The 17,713-nt window shown below is 39.7% G+C and carries 5 protein-coding genes; 3 read left to right on the top strand and 2 right to left on the bottom strand.

The window, feature by feature from the left end; genetic code table 11:
• Positions 1-10: 10 nt before the first annotated feature.
• Both DRF57_RS10535 and glsA read right to left on the bottom strand, forming a co-directional pair.
• Positions 11-7,075 (bottom strand): type I polyketide synthase, encoded by a 7,065-nt coding sequence (locus tag DRF57_RS10535; protein WP_228450278.1) that lies wholly within the window; start codon positions 7,073-7,075, stop codon positions 11-13.
• A gap of 984 nt (positions 7,076-8,059) precedes the next feature.
• On the bottom strand, positions 8,060-9,073 hold the full coding sequence (glsA, locus tag DRF57_RS10530; RefSeq protein WP_115918402.1) for a glutaminase A: 1,014 nt from the start codon (positions 9,071-9,073) through the stop codon (positions 8,060-8,062).
• Between the two features lie 755 nt (positions 9,074-9,828).
• On the opposite strand from glsA, the gene DRF57_RS10525 reads away from it, so the two are divergent.
• From DRF57_RS10525 to DRF57_RS10515, 3 genes are read left to right on the top strand one after another with little or no spacing between them, the layout of a single operon-like run.
• Positions 9,829-11,916, top strand: coding sequence for a type VI secretion system Vgr family protein (locus DRF57_RS10525; protein WP_115918400.1), 2,088 nt, complete (start codon positions 9,829-9,831; stop codon positions 11,914-11,916).
• 1 nt (position 11,917) lies between these two features.
• Entirely contained in the window at positions 11,918-13,309 is a 1,392-nt protein-coding gene (locus DRF57_RS10520) for a hypothetical protein (RefSeq protein WP_115918398.1), read from the top strand.
• Positions 13,310-13,312: 3 nt separating this feature from the next.
• Positions 13,313-17,704, top strand: a complete 4,392-nt coding sequence (locus DRF57_RS10515; protein ID WP_115918396.1) for a DUF6531 domain-containing protein — start codon at positions 13,313-13,315, stop codon at positions 17,702-17,704.
• Positions 17,705-17,713 lie beyond the last annotated feature (9 nt).

Below are 17,713 nucleotides of genomic sequence, written 5' to 3'. Positions count from 1 at the left end.
ATACAGAGGGTTACCAATTATTTCCCGACATGATCAGCACCTGGCTTTCAGTTCCGTATTTTATTTCATTAAGGAAGATCTCCTTACCTTCATCCAATGGGATTAAAGAAATACCGCGACGTTCATATTCTGTTTCCAGTGTTGATGAAACCATTCCGGCACCTTTCCATGGTCCCCAGTTGATGGAAATTACTTTTCCTTTTAATCTTTTATTCAAAGCATTGGCGTAATCATCCAATACACTGTTGGCAGCAGCATAATCTGTCTGACCTTTGTTTCCGTATACGGAAGCGATACTGGAGAAAAGGACCACAAACTGACAGTCTGTACGAAGCTGTTCTGCCAATACACGTAGAGGTTTTACCTTAGTATCAAATACACGTCCGAAAGAGCTGGTTGTTTTCTGCTTGAATAATTTATCTTCTAAAAGACCTGCTCCATGAATCACTCCATCCAAACGGTCATATTTTTCATAAATACCATTGATCAGGTTGCTTAATCCGCCCTCATCACAAAGATCTAAGGACTGGTAAATTATGGTATTTCCAAGCAGTTCCATATCGCGGATGGTACGAAGGATCTGATTGTTTTTGAATATTCTTACGGTCTCTTTTTCTACTTGTGCAGGAGAAGTGAATGTTGCAGATTTAATAAGATGGGCTCTTATTTCCTCTTTTGTTTTCATTGCTTCAAATTCTTTCAGATCTGAAGCTTCCTCTCTTGGGTCAGCGGATCTTCCTACCAGAATATAGGTACAAGGATAGGCTTGTGACATGTGTTTGGCAAGTTCGGCTGTGATTCCCTGTGCCCCTCCGAGAACTAAAACAACAGACTTTTGATCCAGTTGAATATGCGCTTCTTCCAGGCTGGTAGACAATGGGGATGGGATGATATCTACTTTGTGTCGTTGTTCATCTTTGTAAATAACTTCCGCAGGTTTATCATTGGTCAGAATTTCCTTTAAAGTGATCTCTGCAATCTGATTGACTGCCTGAGGAGTACTCAGACTGATCAGTCTGCAGGTCGTATGATCAAATTCACGGGCTAAACTTTTGAACAGACCCGGATATCCCTGATGGTGACGTAATATACGGGCATCATTGATTTCCTGAAGGTGTGCCGGAATATCTGAGATAAGATACACCCACTTAGCTTTATCGAAATCCAGTTTTTTGATAAGATCTACATGATCAATAATGCTGTGCTTCACTTCAGCAGAGAACATATCCAGCATGATCAGTCCGTCAAAGCCGGAAAGGTCTTTTTCTGTATCTACTAATTCTGCAATCGCACCATGTTTTTCTAATGCTTCTTTGATTGCTGAGGTCTGTTGGCTGCTATCCTGAGTAATTGCAAAACGTTTTCCCTGCAATACTTCTGTATTCTGCAATAAGGAAGCATCCGTTGGGGTGATATCAAAACGAAGACGGGATAATATATTTTGTGCCGGCTCAGAAGCGACGGCCTCCTTAGTTTCAGCTTTGGTCTCATGGGTATCACCACTCATATCGCTGATCCAGCTTGCTAACCCGCGAAGTGTTTTAATGGCAGCTAATTTTTCCATAAGATCATCAGCCTGCTCCAGATTTTGACCAAATCCGATTTTGGTTTTAAGGTCTCCGATAATTTCCATACGCTTAATAGAGTCAATACTAAGGTCTGCTTCCAGATCTAAGTCTAATCCCAGCATTTCTTTTGGATATCCGGTTTTCTCACTGACAATCGTCAGAATGGCATTTTGAAGATCTTCAAGAGATAATGCAGACTGAGCCTGAGGTTTTGAAGCCGGAGCTTCCGTTGCTGCTCCGTTTTTTTCTGAAACAGATGCTGCTCCCGCTCCTGAGTACTCGGTAAGCCATGAAACCAAACCACTCAGGGTTTTTATTCCTGCTAATTGCTCCATTACAGTATCTTCGTTGGTATTGCCATTAGACAGGGTACCCAGTTCATTACGAAGTGTTCCTATGATTTCAACTCTTTTGATTGAATCAATACTTAAATCCGCTTCCAGGTCCATTTCCATTCCCAGCATTTCCTGTGGATATCCTGTTTTATCGCTTACTACCTGTAGTAATAAAGATTTGATATCTCTTACAGGAGCCTGTTTTACCTGCGCCACGGCTACCGGAACCTCCTGGCGAACAGGCTGGACAGGGATCGCTGCCATCTGTTGACCGGCAGGAGCCTGAATCGGTGAAGTATAAACAGGGGCCGGGTGTACCTGAGGATTCTGTCCCATAAAGGAAAGCATCACATCCCGTTGCGCCTGTATCATTAGTTTCATGCTATTTAAATATTCCTGCAGCATACGTTCAGCTGTTGATAAGCTTTCAGTGGCAGGAGCTTGCTGATTATTCGTAAAATTATTCATGGCAATAGGAGTTAAAATTGGTAGTGCACCATTGGAAGGCAGTGTGCCTGTCGTTGGATGTGCAGCTTGTCCATTAACCCTCCAAATGGCAGGGTTTTTCTTATAAAGTTCAGGCTGATCAATGTCGATAAGTTTAACGTTACGACCATCGAAAAGCTTAGTGATATTAAAGTTACGTCCTGTACCCAGGTATTGGGCAAGCATGCAAAGCAGGTGGGTGAATTTATTGCGGCTGCTGTCTTCAACATATAAGGTCAACTGATCTTTTTCAAGACATGATTTTGCCAATCCAGTAAGTACTTTTCCTGGGCCTACCTCGATGAAGATCCTTGCTCCATCATTATACATCGCTTGCATCTGCTCGACAAATCTTACAGGCTGTACCAAATGTTCAGTCAATCTTTCTTTAATGTCTGACGGATTCGGTGGATATACTTCTGCTGTCGTATTGGACCATACAGGGATCTGCATTTCCTGGAAAGGAACGTCTTTTAATACGTCAGCATATAAACCTTTAGATTTTGCCAATAATGGACTGTGGAATGCACATGCCACTTCTAATTTTTTAGCAGAAATACCTTCCTGTTTTAGGACTTCCAGTAATGCATTGATTGCTGGCGTACTTCCTGCGATAACACACTGGGTAGGTGCATTGAAGTTAACCGGATAACATCCTTCCACTTTAGCGATGATTGGCTGTAAGCGTTCGTGAGTGCTGCTTGCTGCTAACATGGAACCAGGATCTCCACCTTCTACTGAGTCCAGAATAGACTGAGCTCTCCGGATACTTAAATCAACTAATTGATCTTCTGCAAATACACCTGAGAAACATAAAGCCGGTAATTCACCATAGCTGTGACCAGCCAGCATATCAGGAATGATTCCCAATGATTCTAAAAATTTGGCCAATGCAAGATCAACAATTCCTAAAAGCGGCTGTGCTAAACGGGTGTCTTTAATGGTTTCTTTCTGTTGTTTTAAATCCGCTTCGTTAAATGTTGTAGAAGGGAAAACCACTTTTTCAAGCTCCGGATAGCTGTCGATAATCTTACGCATTGCCGGGAAGACCACGAATAAGTCACGAGCCATATTGATTCTCTGGCTTCCTTGTCCGGGGAATGTAAAGGCTACCTTACCTTCTTTTTTATTAACGGTGAAAGTATCTTTAGTTTCGATTCCTAATAAGACCAATTCAAGCTTCATCATTAGATCTTCAGCTGTATCTGCAACGATACTGAACTGAATAGGTTTTTCTGAACCGATGCTTAAGCTGTAAGAAATATCTTTTAATGGAATTCCATCATTGATTTCCAATAAGGTTTTGATCTGGCTCGATTGTCCTTTGGCTTCTTCATACGTATTCCCACGGAATACAAATAGTTCTGAAGGCCACGACTGCATTGCGATAGAGTCATCTTGTTTTGGATGATTAGCAATTACCGTGTGGAAGTTCGTTCCTCCAAATCCAAAAGCACTGATTCCTGCATATCGGTTTTTCTCAGTCCATAATCCTGTTTCAGCATGGAAAGAGAACGGACTGGTCTGTGCGTTATAATAGGCATTAGGTTGCTTAAGATGAAGGGTAGGAGGTTTCACCCCATGGTAAACAGCAAGGGAAGCTTTGATTAAACCAGCTAATCCTGCAGCACACTTGGTGTGGCCAATTTGTGTCTTCACAGAACCTAAATGAGTCTGTCCCGGTAATGCACCTGAACGGCTGAATAAGTTTGTTAAGGCACTTAATTCTGTTTTGTCACCCACAACAGTTCCTGTACCGTGAGCTTCTACCAATCCTACAGATGCGGCACTGATTCCAGCCTGAGTGTAAGCACGTTCTAATGCTCTTACCTGACCTACTTTTCTAGGAGCAGTTAAGCCAAGGGCTTTACCATCACTGGATCCACCAACACCTTTGATTACAGAGTAAATACGGTCTCCGTCATTGATGGCATCTTCATATCTTTTCAAAACAAGGATTGCAATTCCTTCTCCAAGGGCAATTCCGTCTGCTTCATCGTCAAATGTTGCACATCTTCCTTTTCTGGAAAGGGCGTGGGTACTTGAGAACATCAGGTAATCGTTGATTCCATTGTGTAAATCTGCACCTCCGGCAAGAACCATATCGGATTTTCCTAATACAAGTTCCTGGCAAGCCAAATCTAAAGCTGCCAAAGAAGAAGCACAGGCGGCATCTACGGTGAAGTTTCTTCCACCCAGATCCAAACGGTTGGTAATCCTACCTGCGATTACATTGGCCAAAATACCCGGGAAAGAGTCCTCTGTGGTATGAGGGAAGGCTTCTTTTACTTCTTCATGAAGTTCCCCGAAAACCTGTTTGTAAAATCCTCTGAAACTGTAGCTGTTGGCAAGGTCATTACCTCCTTCAGCTCCAATAATTACAGAAATATTTTCTCTGTTAATATGTTTTTCTCCATATCCGGCATCTTCCATTGCTCGTTTGGCTACCAAGAGGGTGAGTAACTGGGTAGGCTCAATAGCGGCAAGAGATTGCGGTGGAATTCCAAATGAAAGGGGATCAAAGTCGATTTTCGGAATAAAACCACCCCATTTGGAATGAGATACATCCGGTCCGTCAGAATCCGGCTGGTAATAAAGTTCTTTATTCCATCTTTCATCCGGTACTTCTGTGACACTGTCTTTTCCTAAAATGATATTTCTCCAGTATTCCTCCAGGTTTTTGGCACCCGGGAAAATACATTCCATACCAACGATAGCAATGTCCAGTGGTTTTTCGCTGGATATTGGCGCTTCCGGTAATGCTGCAGATTGAATATGTTCGTAATTGTCAATGACATTTTGATGAAGGGCAGCAAGTGAAATAACACGGTTATGCATGGTGGCAATTTGTCCGATCATATACATCCCCAAATCCAGCTGTTCGCTTTTAGGAATCGTAACCAACTGGTCTCCCTGACGCTCTATGCCTTTGGCGGCAATTCTGAGGCGACCTACATTTAGTTTTTCAAGCTGTTCCCAGACTTGCTTTTTATCCATTCCTGCTGCCAGAAGTTTGTTTTTTTCTGTATTAAAATGGTGTGCAAATGCCGTATTTAGACAACGGGTTTCGTGTCCGGGAGCGGTTTCCAACAGGACAGTGTCTTTTGCCTGCATAGCCTGCAACTGGAATTCTTCCTGGATAGCTCCGGTAAGTACTGCTTCCTGAGTATAGAGATAAGCCGTTCCCATCAATACACCAATTTTTACACCTCTTGCTGCAAGTGGTGCGGCCATAATAGAAACGAATGCTGTTGAAAATGAATTGTGGATTCCTCCTGCAAAAAACACACTGATGTTTTCAGGATGTTCTTCTTTTAAGATACGTTCAATTTGTTTTTCCCAAAGGACCATGCTTGAAAGCGGTCCCACGTGGCCTCCACATTCACGTCCTTCAAATATAAAATTCTTTGCCCCTTCTTTCAGGAAAATATCCAGTAGGGCAGGAGAAGGAACGTGTAGGAAACTTTTTATTCCTGCTTTTTCAAATACTTTAGCCTGGGCGGGTCTTCCACCGGCAATAAGAACTACAGGAGGTTGGGCCTCCAATATATAAGCGGTTTGCTCTTCTCTTAATTCTGGTGGGGCAAATCCTAAAATCCCTACACCCCATGTTTTTTCACCCGCCAGTTTTTTGGTTTCCATTACCAAAGCCTTTGCCGACTCACCTTTCAGTAATGATAAAGCTACAAAAGGCAATGCTCCGGCTTCCGCTACAGCATTGGCAAATAAAGGAACATCACTCACACGGGTCATAGGTCCCTGAGCGATAGGATAACGTAAGCCAAGTTCCTGAGCCAGTGGATTGTCCTTATCAATAACCTGAAGAGCTTTTGCCTGTTTCAAATGGCCGTACATGGCTTCTTTGAAACCGAAAACCATTTTTTTAAGTGTTTTAAAATCCTCATAGAGATCTGTTGCCAGCGAAATATCCTGTCCCATAGGGATGTAACTCTTGCTGAGGTCAAAATCGATAAAATATTTTCTAAGATCTTCGGCGGTAATATTTTCCGGTAATACCGGAGAGTTGGGCCTCACCAATACACGGTGGTTGGCTATAATTCTTGTTTCTGTTCCGTTCAGTTTTGAACAGACCTCTTTGATATCCTGAGGTACCGAGCTTTCAGGGAAAAGGGCAAGCTGGCTATCCAGTATAACACCTGTGGCTCCCAGTGCTTTTACAGCTGCTGCGGTGTGGAGGCCAATTCCTCCCTGTACCCATACCGGGATGTCCGTGATTTCTTTAATAACACGCTGAAATAATACAAAAGTAGATTCATAACCTACCTGGCCAGCAGCTTCATTTCCTTTGACGATAATTCCTTTTGCTCCTGATTGTTGAGCTTGTAGTGCTTCTTCCAAACTGCTTACCTGATACACGACAGGCAGTTCTGAAGAGAAATTGATGGCGATTCCGAATGGAAGAATGGCAAAGCTCACTTTTTCCGGAATTCTGAGAGAAGTAAAAGTTTTATTAGAAATGTAAATACCATAAGAAGGTATGTGGGTCTGCTCAAGCTGGTTCAATGCTTCCTGGGCGGTGATTAATTCATGCCCTAAACTTAGGACAGGAAATGCGCCTGCGTTATGCAATTTAGGCATAAGGCTAACATCCGGTTTTTCAAAAGGAGTTAGTCCAATAATGGTTAAGTTTTTCATTGCTTTGATGATATTAGCATGAAATTCCATAACAAATTTGCTATAAACCTATTGGTATACAAGTAGTTGTTTGTTATAGTGGAATTTAAAGTAGTTAGTTTTTGTAATATTTTTAATTATAATAGTGATCTAATGATAATTTACTAATATTGAGTGATTTAGTCATCCGGAGACTGCCAACCAAAGATTGGGTCGATGTAAGATTGTTGGTGTCCAGCTTTGCGAGGGGCTTCCGCCCAAAAATAGTCAAGTTTTTCATAGCATTTATGGTATTGAAATATGGATATAGATTTTCATAACAAAACACTAAAACATATTGGCATAATGAGTGTTTGTTTATTATGAGGGAATAAAAGTAATAAATTTATATTATATCTCTAACCATAAATACAATTTGATAATAATTTTTTAACAAAAAAAATATTAATTGTTCAAATGCTATTAAAGTATACAATTTATTTTTTTATTCTCGAAAACAGGCTGGTACAATCTGAGAATACACAATTATAATCATTTATAATTGTAATAATGTCATGCAAAGATAGCAATAAAAAATAAAATATTTCAATAATAAGAGATTTGTTTTTTTTATATTACGAAAAGATAATATAAATAATAAGCCCGTAAAATCCACGAAAATTTGATGTTTCAAAAGAGAGAATGAAACAGTATATTTTGGTCGAAAATGGATTTTATGGCTCTATCTTCTTATTCTAGAATGCTTTGGGTAATTGGTTAAATAATTATATTATGATATGACAGAAATTAAAAGATAATGCAATTTTGTGATATAATAATGAAACTAGTCTTGGGATAGGAATAATATATATAAAAAAAGCGGCCAAATGCCGCTTGATTTATAAAAAATATTGAATGATTATAGTCTTGTAAGGTGAGCTGAATTATTGCTTTTTATGTCACCTATTTACTTGTTATTCAGGATGTAAGTGTTACGCTAAGGTTATTTAAATTTTAACGTATAAGGAACTGATTGAGTAAAAAATTAAAATAACCTTAAAATATACTTAAACCATATTGTTTCACCAGATCCAGGATCATATGATATCCTGCCAATGAATTTCCATGTTGGTCCAGTGCAGGGCTGAAAACACCAATTCCCATTTTTCCGGGAACACTTACCGTGATTCCGCCGCCAACACCTGATTTACTCGGCAAACCTACCATACGGGAATACTCTCCACTGAATTCATACATGCCGGCAGTGAGCATTTGGGATTCTATTAATTTTGAAATTTCAGCATTTTTATGAGTGGAATCGCCATCAAAGCGGACGCATTGGTTGGCAAAGAAATAACCGATCTTAGCCAGGTCTTCTGCAGTAAGCTCAATGGAGCACTGTTTAAAATAATTATCAAGCTGATCTTCATTCCCTGAAATCAGGCCGCTGTTTTTCATGATATAGAACATTCCGCGATTACGGTGTCCTGTAGATTTTTCGGATTCATACACGGATTTGCTGTAATCAATGTTTTGATTTTTAGTAATATACCTTACCATATCCAAAATTTTAAGAAAAGGCTTCTCACCGTCACCTGAAATTAAAGAAGTAGTAAGAATTGCTCCTGCATTCATCATTGGATTAAGAGGTTTCCCTGTTGTTTCCAGATTGGAAAAATGGTTGAAAGGTCTGTCGGATCCGAAATATCCCATCTTATCAAAAACATTGGCTTCCCCCTTTTCATTTACGGCAACCATTAATGCTATGATTTTAGAAATGCTCTGCATGGTGAATTTCTTTTGGGTGTCTCCTGCATTAAATATCTTCCCATTTTTCTCTACCACAGAAAAAGCAATTGCTTTGGCATCCATTTTTCCTAATTCAGGAATATAATCAGCAACTTTTCCCTGTGCGTAATAGGGTCTGTTTTTTTCAAGGATACTGCTTAGTGTTTTTTCCGAAATGGTTGAGATATCTGCTGTTTTTTGAGCGTAAACTACTGTATGTAAAGAAAGAAGTGTTGCTGTAAAAATTCCTTTTGCAGAAAATAAAAAGCTATTTTTTTTCATAGAGAATAAATGTTTAGATAAGTCTTGAAAAACAAAGATAAAGTATTTCATCTTCGTTGGCAATTCTTCTGAAAGTATAGCCTTTCCGGTAAGCAGGGAAAAAATACGCCTTAGTTTTGTTTCCGGAATTCAATATTTATAATAAGCCCTGGTGACCCATAAGACTAATATAGGGCATCCTGGAATGGAATATCTTTGGTGAACCAGGTTATCTATTTTCTGCCTGCCAATTCAACGGTGGTTTTTTGAAAAGTTTTCTGCAATATAAACAATAGAAACAGGGTTACATTATAATCTGATTTTTTAGTCTTTTTTCGGGACAATAATCTGTTGTCGGCTCGTAGATGTGGATTAGTAATCATATTGCAATTATTGTTAATATATGATTATTAGTTAAATAGATATAATTGTTTATATTATTCATAAATAATGAAAAAATAATGAATGTCGTAGTTTTACGACAATTTTTAAAATACTGCCTATTTCATTTTGAAGTGAATCTTTAAGGTGATAAATTGCAGTACCAAAATCAATAAAAAAACTTATGAAAAAATTCAAAACCACTGTGAAAAACTGTGGCTGTTAATCGCAGGAAAAAGAGTTTGAGTTCTCATTAAACTCTGAAAAAGACATCTCAAAGCGGTCTGAAGATAAGCTGCTAAAAGACCAATGCAACTTGTTGACTGTCATTTGAGGCGATTGGTCTTTTCTTGATATGGAAGAAATTCCCATGTAACCTATTACAATTCATTATCATGTTTAAACCAGAAGAAAACTTTCCCAAAAAGGGAATAGATTCACCCCATAAAGATATTCTAAGTAAAGTAAAAGAATCCGTAGATATTTCTGATCCCAAGAAAATGGTTTCTGAGGTAAAAAACTTCACCCATTCGGGGAATCAGCTCCTGAACAAAACTATTTTACCCAATACTCCGTCAATTGTTGAAGAAAAACTTTGGGTAAAACAACCTACATCCAAAATATTCAATGCCCAGAACATTCCTGAAAATGCCATTGCAGGGATCAACAGGGTGGTGAAACTGGAAATATTTATTGAAGGTAAAGAAATCAAATTTTTTAAACATTTCAAACTTAACCAAAGTGCAGTAAAACATCATCAGTTTGATTTGACCTTAGCCCATGATACATTGGGAAGTACGGAAAACCATAATTTGGAACAGGCTCAAAGCTTCCTTGGAAAAAGGATTACCATTGTTTTCAAGTATAAAGATGTTGATGATGGTCCGGAAAGAAATTTTGTAGGAGTGATCACCGAAGTAGGTTTTGAGCAGGATAAAGGAAGTCTGGGAAATATTATTCTTACAGGATATAGCCCTACTATTTTATTAGATTCCGCTCCCCATACCCAAAGCTTTGGAGGAAAGCAGGAAATAAGTCTCAATAATGTTGCCGATCAGGTGATAAAAGAAGGCCTGGGAACAAGTAGATTTGATATCAGGGTAGATGCTCAATATGGAAATGTCTCTTATAGCTCTCAATATAATGAAACGCATTACAATTACCTGGCAAGGATTGCTGAAGCTTATGGAGAGCAGTTTTTTTATGATGGTGAAGTTCTGCATTTTGGAAAATTACCACCCCAGGAAAAACCGATAAAACTTACTTATGGAAGCAACGTTGCAGATGTGAAAATTAAGATGAAAGCCCAGCATGTGAATCCTTCTTTCTATGGATACAACAGCAGTAAAAATGAAAAACTGACTGCCGGAAATTCAAAAATTAACCATACTTCGGATATTGCTAAACGGGCTTATGAAATTTCTGAAAAGACGTTTATCACTCCCTCGCTGAGTATAGCTCCTATAAAAGCTTCAAAGATCATGGATATAGATGCTTCCCAAAAAGGGGCGGCAGGAAGTAATTCTGTAGATGTATTTACCACTTCAGGATCTACTTCTGTTCCGTTTTTATATCCGGGCTGTACTGCAGATATTGAAATGCGAAAACCGGATACTAATGAAACCTCTTACTTTACAAAACTGATGATGACGGAGGTAAGACATGAAGTGGATGCAAGAGGACATTATACAGGTTTTTTTGATGCCATTGCAGCTGACACCGGATTTATGCCAAGACCGGAATTCCATTATCCTAAAGCAGAGCCGCAGTTTGCAAAAGTAATTTCCAATACAGATCCTTTAAACCAGGGGCGTGTTCAGGTACAGTTTGACTGGCAGAACGGTCCCGATACTACTGAATTTGTTCGTGTTATGACTCCTGATGGGGGAAGCAGCGATAAAGTAAGTAAAAACAGAGGGTTTATGGCTATCCCTGAGGTAGATGACCAAATCATGGTCAATTTTGTTCACCAGCATCCTGACCGTCCATTCGTCATGGGAGGAATGTTTCATGGGGGAGCCGGAGGAGGTGGCGGTCAGGGTAATAACGTGAAAAGCATTAGCAGTAAAAGCGGTCATATTATAAGCCTTGATGATGGAGGAGGAATCACCATCAAAGACAAGACAGGCGGAAATACAATTACAGTAGATGGTAAGGATACCATTTCCGGAGTGGCCAGTAAAAAAATCTCATTGAATAATGGAAAATCATCTATTGTTATTGAAGATGAAACCATTACCATTCACGCTAAAAATATTAAGATCACAGGGGATACCATTATTTCTATGGGAAGTGGTAAAGCTGGTGTAGAGCTGAGCTCGGAAGCCAATGTGGCTGCTGTAAGCGGTGTTACTGTAACGGCTTCCGGCAGTAAAGAAGTTCAGGTGACCGGAAAAGAAACAAGTATCAGTGGCAGTAAGGTCTCTATGAATGGAGAAGGGGAAACAATAATTACGGGAGGTTTAGTTAAACTGAATTCATAATATGGAAACATCCTCAATAGCACAGGAATATTATAAACTTAAAGAGTTATGGTCTGTTGCTGAAAAAAAGGAATCCTGGAAACTGGCTGTTTGGGTAGCACAGTATCCGGATGTTGAGATGATTGATAAATTCATGCAGATCGAGCAGTCTCCTGTTGGAGAATCTAATGACATCTTTTTCCGTTTTGAAGCCGAATATCATGGTGATCAACAATTATTTGAAGAGCAGTTATGGAATGAATTCGTAACCTGGTTTACTCCTCATCCTAAAAAAGATAAAGATCTGCACCGGGCACTTTGGGAGAATAATATCATTAAAGAAGCTTTTGTTCCTGATGACAGCCTGCTGCCCAGTGCGGTCAGCCTGTTTAGTGAGCTGGAGCGCTTTAAAAGAAGTATCACAGATCAAGGAGAGCATTTTTATTTCTGTCTGTATTTCCCTCTGGTAGCCCATGCGAAACAAAATATAGCCCACTGGTTTCAACAGGTTATTGAAACGGTTCCCGATTCCTTACGTCTGGTAACGATGGATCTGGCTGAGGAAAGACGTATAAAGCTGCAAGGGAAAAAAGATAATGAAGCTCTTTATCATTATATATATCCAAAGCTTAAAATGGCAGAGGCTATTAAAAATGAAATGTATAAAGCAAGTGATAATTATAATACGGTAGATGCTGATGCCAGATTCCGGAAGCAGGTGATTGTAGTGATGGATTCTACGACTCAGAAAATAAAAAACAGGACTGAAGTAGAAGTGAAACGTCTGATAACGATTACCGAGGAAATAGGCTCTGTATCTTCAAAAATAGCAGGTTTGCTGGTGGCGTCACAAGCCTTCTTTGCCGTACAGAATACTAAAAAAAGTGAAGAATATACCGATAAAGCACTGGAAGAATCATCAAAAGCAATGGTAGATGATGATGCTACAGGTTATCCGGTCTGGAAATCCTGTATGCTTCTAAAAGCAGCTTTATTATATGGTAACAAAAACAGGGATGCTGCCTTGTTGGTCTATCAGGAATTATCAGAAAAAGCATCCAAACGCCAGGATGTCTACTATATTATGGAGACTAACCGGCTTATAGCACATATTTATTATGAAAAAAATAACCTTCAGAAGGCCTTTGAAAGCATTCTTTTTTCTTTGGCTGCCGGAGCGTATTTAGATATCAGTGTCAGAAGGCAGTCTACTTTTCTGCATGCCGCTTTTATGGGGCTTTATTTAGGAAAGCAGATCAAGACAAAAGAAGAAGTCAATGAAATAGAACTACAGTTGGCAGACTGGTTAGGTGATGATTGGGAAAGTTTATTAGCGCAGGCAGGTGTTGATTCTGCTTCGTTAAAAATGGAACAGTCGGTTTGGAAAGATCAATTATCAAAACTTAAAAACTAGCCTATGTCAGATATTATTGGAAAAGTAGTAACATCACCGGCTCCGCGAAAAGGTTTTGGTGAACTTTTTGGAGAGGCTAAAAATAAACTGGACCATTTGCAGAAAGATATGGCCAGTATTTTACCGGCTATGCCCGGGATGCCTGTAGGGAAGTATTTTGATCTGGCTATTGGTATAGATTTCCATGAAACCATTTTTCCGCCAATGCCTTTATTGCCGGTTCCTCACATCGGAATGGTTTTCGATATTATGAGTGCCATCATGAATGCTATTTCCAGCGTTTTGCCGGAACCTCCTGCTCCTCCTGCTGACGGATCTGAACCTCCAACAAGTTTAGCTTCGGTATGTACAGCAATTGTAAACGGTATGAAACCTTCTGTACAGGTTCATGGGCAGTGGGTGGCGAATGCGGGAACAGGAATTCAGCATTTACCGGGAATTTTCTTACATATTCCGTTTCCTATAGTAAAACCTATTGCAAGCTCAGAAATGTTTCTGGGAAGCAGTACTGTTTTAGCAGATGGCGGGCCATGCAGTACGCAATTCCATCTTGCTTTGTCATGTAATTTAATAGGAATCCCTGCGCCATTTCGTATTACAAAACCTAAACCGAAAGTAGCATTAATGGCTCCTACTTCCATGCTGCTGATCATGACATCAGCAGGGAAGCCTGTTTTGGCAGGAGGTCCCCCTACCATCGACCTTTTTCAGCTGGCGATGAGCCTGGGACTGAAAGGAATGGGGAAATTATGGAAAAAAGCAGGAAACAAATTACAGGACGCTATTGACGGTATTAAACCCAACAAACCTAAGCTGGCAAAAGTTTTACAGCCTGTAAAATGCCGTTTGTTTGGTGAACCCGTGGATGCTGCTACAGGAAGAGTATACTCCACAAATACAGATATCGAGCTGCCGGGACCTATCCCTTTTGTATGGCAGCGAACCTACTACAGTGATGCCGAGGTAAATGGGCCGTTAGGTTTTAACTGGCATCACAGCTATCATATGGGATTGTTTGATCTGGGAAATAATTTTGCTTCCTTACGCCTGTCAGATGGCCGTGAGACGGTTGTTCCACTGGTTAGTGATGGTGAAAAATATTTTAGCAGAAAAGAACAGTTGACCTTTAGTAACGATGAAAAAGGATATCTGCTGACAGATTCCAATAACCTTCGTTACAGGTTTAATGGAGCTTTGAATAAGGAAGGTTACAGGATGCTTTCTTCAATTTCCAGAGCAGACGGTTTTATCATGGAATTTCAATATCATCCCAATGGATGTTTAAAACAGATTATAGACAGTACAGGTAAAATAATAAAAGTCGAAAGTGATGCTGATCAACGCATTACCCGTTTATATACCATTTCAGAAAATAGAGAGATCACCTATATTCAATATAAATATGATGAATTGGGGAATATGATCTACAACAAAGATGTCATAGGAGCGGAAAAACACTTTTATTATAACCATCATTTACTCATACAGCTCACCAACCAGACAGGACAGAACTTTTATTGGGAATATGAAGGCAAAGGGGATGATGCAAAATGTATTCATACCTGGGGTGATGGTGGGGTATTGGAATACTTTACAGAATATAATCCGGGACAGACAATTACGCGGAATAGTTTAGGCTTTACCACAGAATATTTTTATGATGATGATAAGCTGATTTATAAAATAATAGATGAAAACGGAGGGGTTACCCATCAAAAATACAATCAGTATCAGGAGCTTGAATTAACCGTAAATGCCGAAGGTCTTACGAAGAAATACCTCTATACTGAAAATGGATTGTTGGAAACTGTTGAAAATGAGAATAATGAAACAACTCAGTTTCAATATGATGATGTTTTTAACCTGACTAAAGTCACAACGCCCGGAGGGACGGAAATAGAATGGAGCTACGATGATCTTCACAGGATTATAAAAAAGAAACTTCCTTCCGGTGAAAAACTGTTTTATCAGTATGAAAACAGGTATCTTAGAAAAATCACCGATAGTAACAACCGTTCTGTGCATTTTTTCTATGATAAATTCCACCGCATGGTACAGGTGATCTATCCCAACGAAACCTATAACAAATGGGATTATGATGAGGTGGGAAATGTAATTTGTGAACGTGACGTGCGTGGCAATCTGGCGTATTACAAATATGATGATGCAGGAAATACGGTGTATATAAAAGAGCCGGATGGAAATGAGCATTATTTTGAATATGATACTTCCTATAACATCATCCACGCGAAAGATGATTTACATGAAGTCCATTTTCGGTATGGAAGCCTGGGAGTTTTACTAAGCCGCACACAAAATAACCGTACCGTAAAATTTGCTTATGATACAGAGTTACAGCTGAAAAATATCAGCAATGAAAAAGGAGAAGTATACCGGTTTGCATTGGATGGAGTGGGAAATGTAATCAATGAATGGGGATTTGACGGGTTGCACCGGCAGTATGAACGTGATGCAGTAGGCAGGGTGAAAAGAGTGATACGACCCGATAACCGCTGGACCGAATATGATTATGACGGCACAGGGAATGTTATCATGGAGCAGCATAGTGACCTTTCATTTACAGGATATCATTATAATAAAGATGGATTCTTATCGGGAGCACTCAACCAGGATATCACCATAAAAATACAACGTGCTAAAGATGGCCGTATTCTTAAAGAGCAGCAAGGCCAGCATTGGGTGAGTACCTTGTTTGATGAGGAGAATAATTCCTTACAGACCCAGAGTTCTTTAGGGGCTGATATTACCAGCCAGTATGACCATTTTGGGCAGGTAAGGGAAATGGAAAGTGGAAACTGGAAAGCTCAGTGGCAGTATGATGCTACAGGGCTGGAGATCCAAAGAGAGCTCACGGGAGGAATCAGCCAGCTTACGGAAAGAGACCAGCAGGGCCGTGTGATACGAAGCAGCATTAATAGTCATAATGTAGAACAAAACCGGACCCGTTATTTCTGGGGTACTGCCAACCGCCTGCTGAAAACGGTTAACGAAATTACAGGAGCCAGTACCTCTTTTAATTATGACTCATGGGATAATCTGGTAAGCGGCAATTACCAGAGCCGCCAGCAAACCGAAACCATTTATAAAGCACCTGATGCTATAGGAAATCTGTTTGAGACTCCGGAGCAGTCGGATCGTACGTATGGAGCCGGAGGAAGGCTTTTAAAAGATATCCGCTATAATTATTACTATGATGCCGAAGGAAACCTGATCTTTAAGGAATTCAGAAAGAGCAGCCAGCGTGCAGCAGTATCTGCTTCCACAATAGAACATAAATACGGAATCAGCCTTACAGGAAGCGGTATCGGCTGGCAATACGAATGGAAAGGAAATGGAATGTTGGCCAGGGTAATCCTACCTAAAGGCAGTGAGGTTGTCTTTTTTTACGATCCTTTAGGACGGCGTATTGCAAAACAATATAAAAATAAAGTGACCCGTTGGGTCTGGGATGGGAATATTCCTCTGCATGAATGGCAATATGAAGGTAGTTTTCCGCCAGAGCTAACGATTGATGCCGAAAATAATGTAGAAGAGGCTGTAGAATCTGCAGAAAATGTAATAACTTGGCTGTATAAGGAAGGAAGTTTTACCCCTTGTGGTAAAATTACAGGAGAGCAACAGTTTAGTATAATCAGTGATTATTTAGGAACCCCAACCCATGCGTATAATCGTGATGGTATTTTAATCTGGGAACGGGAACTGGATATCTATGGTTCTTTGAGGAAAGGAGATCATACATTTGTTCCTTTTTTATATCAGGGACAATATATAGATGAGGAAACCGGACTGGCTTATAATCGTTTTCGTTATTATGATAATGAAAGTGGTAATTATATCAGCCAGGATCCGATCGGGCTGATGTCTGGTGAACCTAATTTATATGCCTATGTAAAAAATGTAAACTCGTTTATTGATATTTTTGGGTGGAATACTATCATTCCTTCCGAAAACCTAAAATCAATTGATCTTACTGATCCTAATTGGAGGAATCTGAGCTTTGATGGTAATCAAAAAGGGATTGTATATATTTTAAAGGATGCAGATACAGGCGAGTTTTTAAAAATAGGTAAAAGTGAGGTGGGTACTTTTAAAGGAAGATTTGAAAAGTATGCAACAGCCGGAAATAAAACCGGAAGAAATTTATCTTTAGATGTATTTACCGTAGATAAAACAGCATTAAGCAGTGTGGAAAGCATTGAAAAATCTATGAGAGAAGGGTTGGAAAAAATGGGGTACTCATTACCTTGGGACAACACTCTTAACAGACTTGGAAGATCTGGCCCGGGAACTCCGTTTACAAGATTAAATAAAAAGCTGAGGGCAACGCATGAATGGGACGCTAAAGGGAATTTAAAACCGAAACATGTACATTAAATAAATTAT

The organism is Chryseobacterium rhizosphaerae (assembly GCF_003385455.1).
Classification (GTDB): Bacteria; Bacteroidota; Bacteroidia; order Flavobacteriales; family Weeksellaceae; genus Chryseobacterium; species Chryseobacterium rhizosphaerae.
This window is presented reverse-complemented; position numbering and strand designations above follow the sequence as displayed.

Coding starts and splice junctions, on each gene's coding strand:
- DRF57_RS10520 (WP_115918398.1), top strand. CDS start 11,918: ATGGAAACATCCTCAATAGCACAGGAATATTATAAACTTAAAGAGTTA.
- DRF57_RS10535 (WP_228450278.1), bottom strand. CDS start 7,075: ATGGAATTTCATGCTAATATCATCAAAGCAATGAAAAACTTAACCATT.
- glsA (WP_115918402.1), bottom strand. CDS start 9,073: ATGAAAAAAAATAGCTTTTTATTTTCTGCAAAAGGAATTTTTACAGCA.
- DRF57_RS10525 (WP_115918400.1), top strand. CDS start 9,829: ATGTTTAAACCAGAAGAAAACTTTCCCAAAAAGGGAATAGATTCACCC.
- DRF57_RS10515 (WP_115918396.1), top strand. CDS start 13,313: ATGTCAGATATTATTGGAAAAGTAGTAACATCACCGGCTCCGCGAAAA.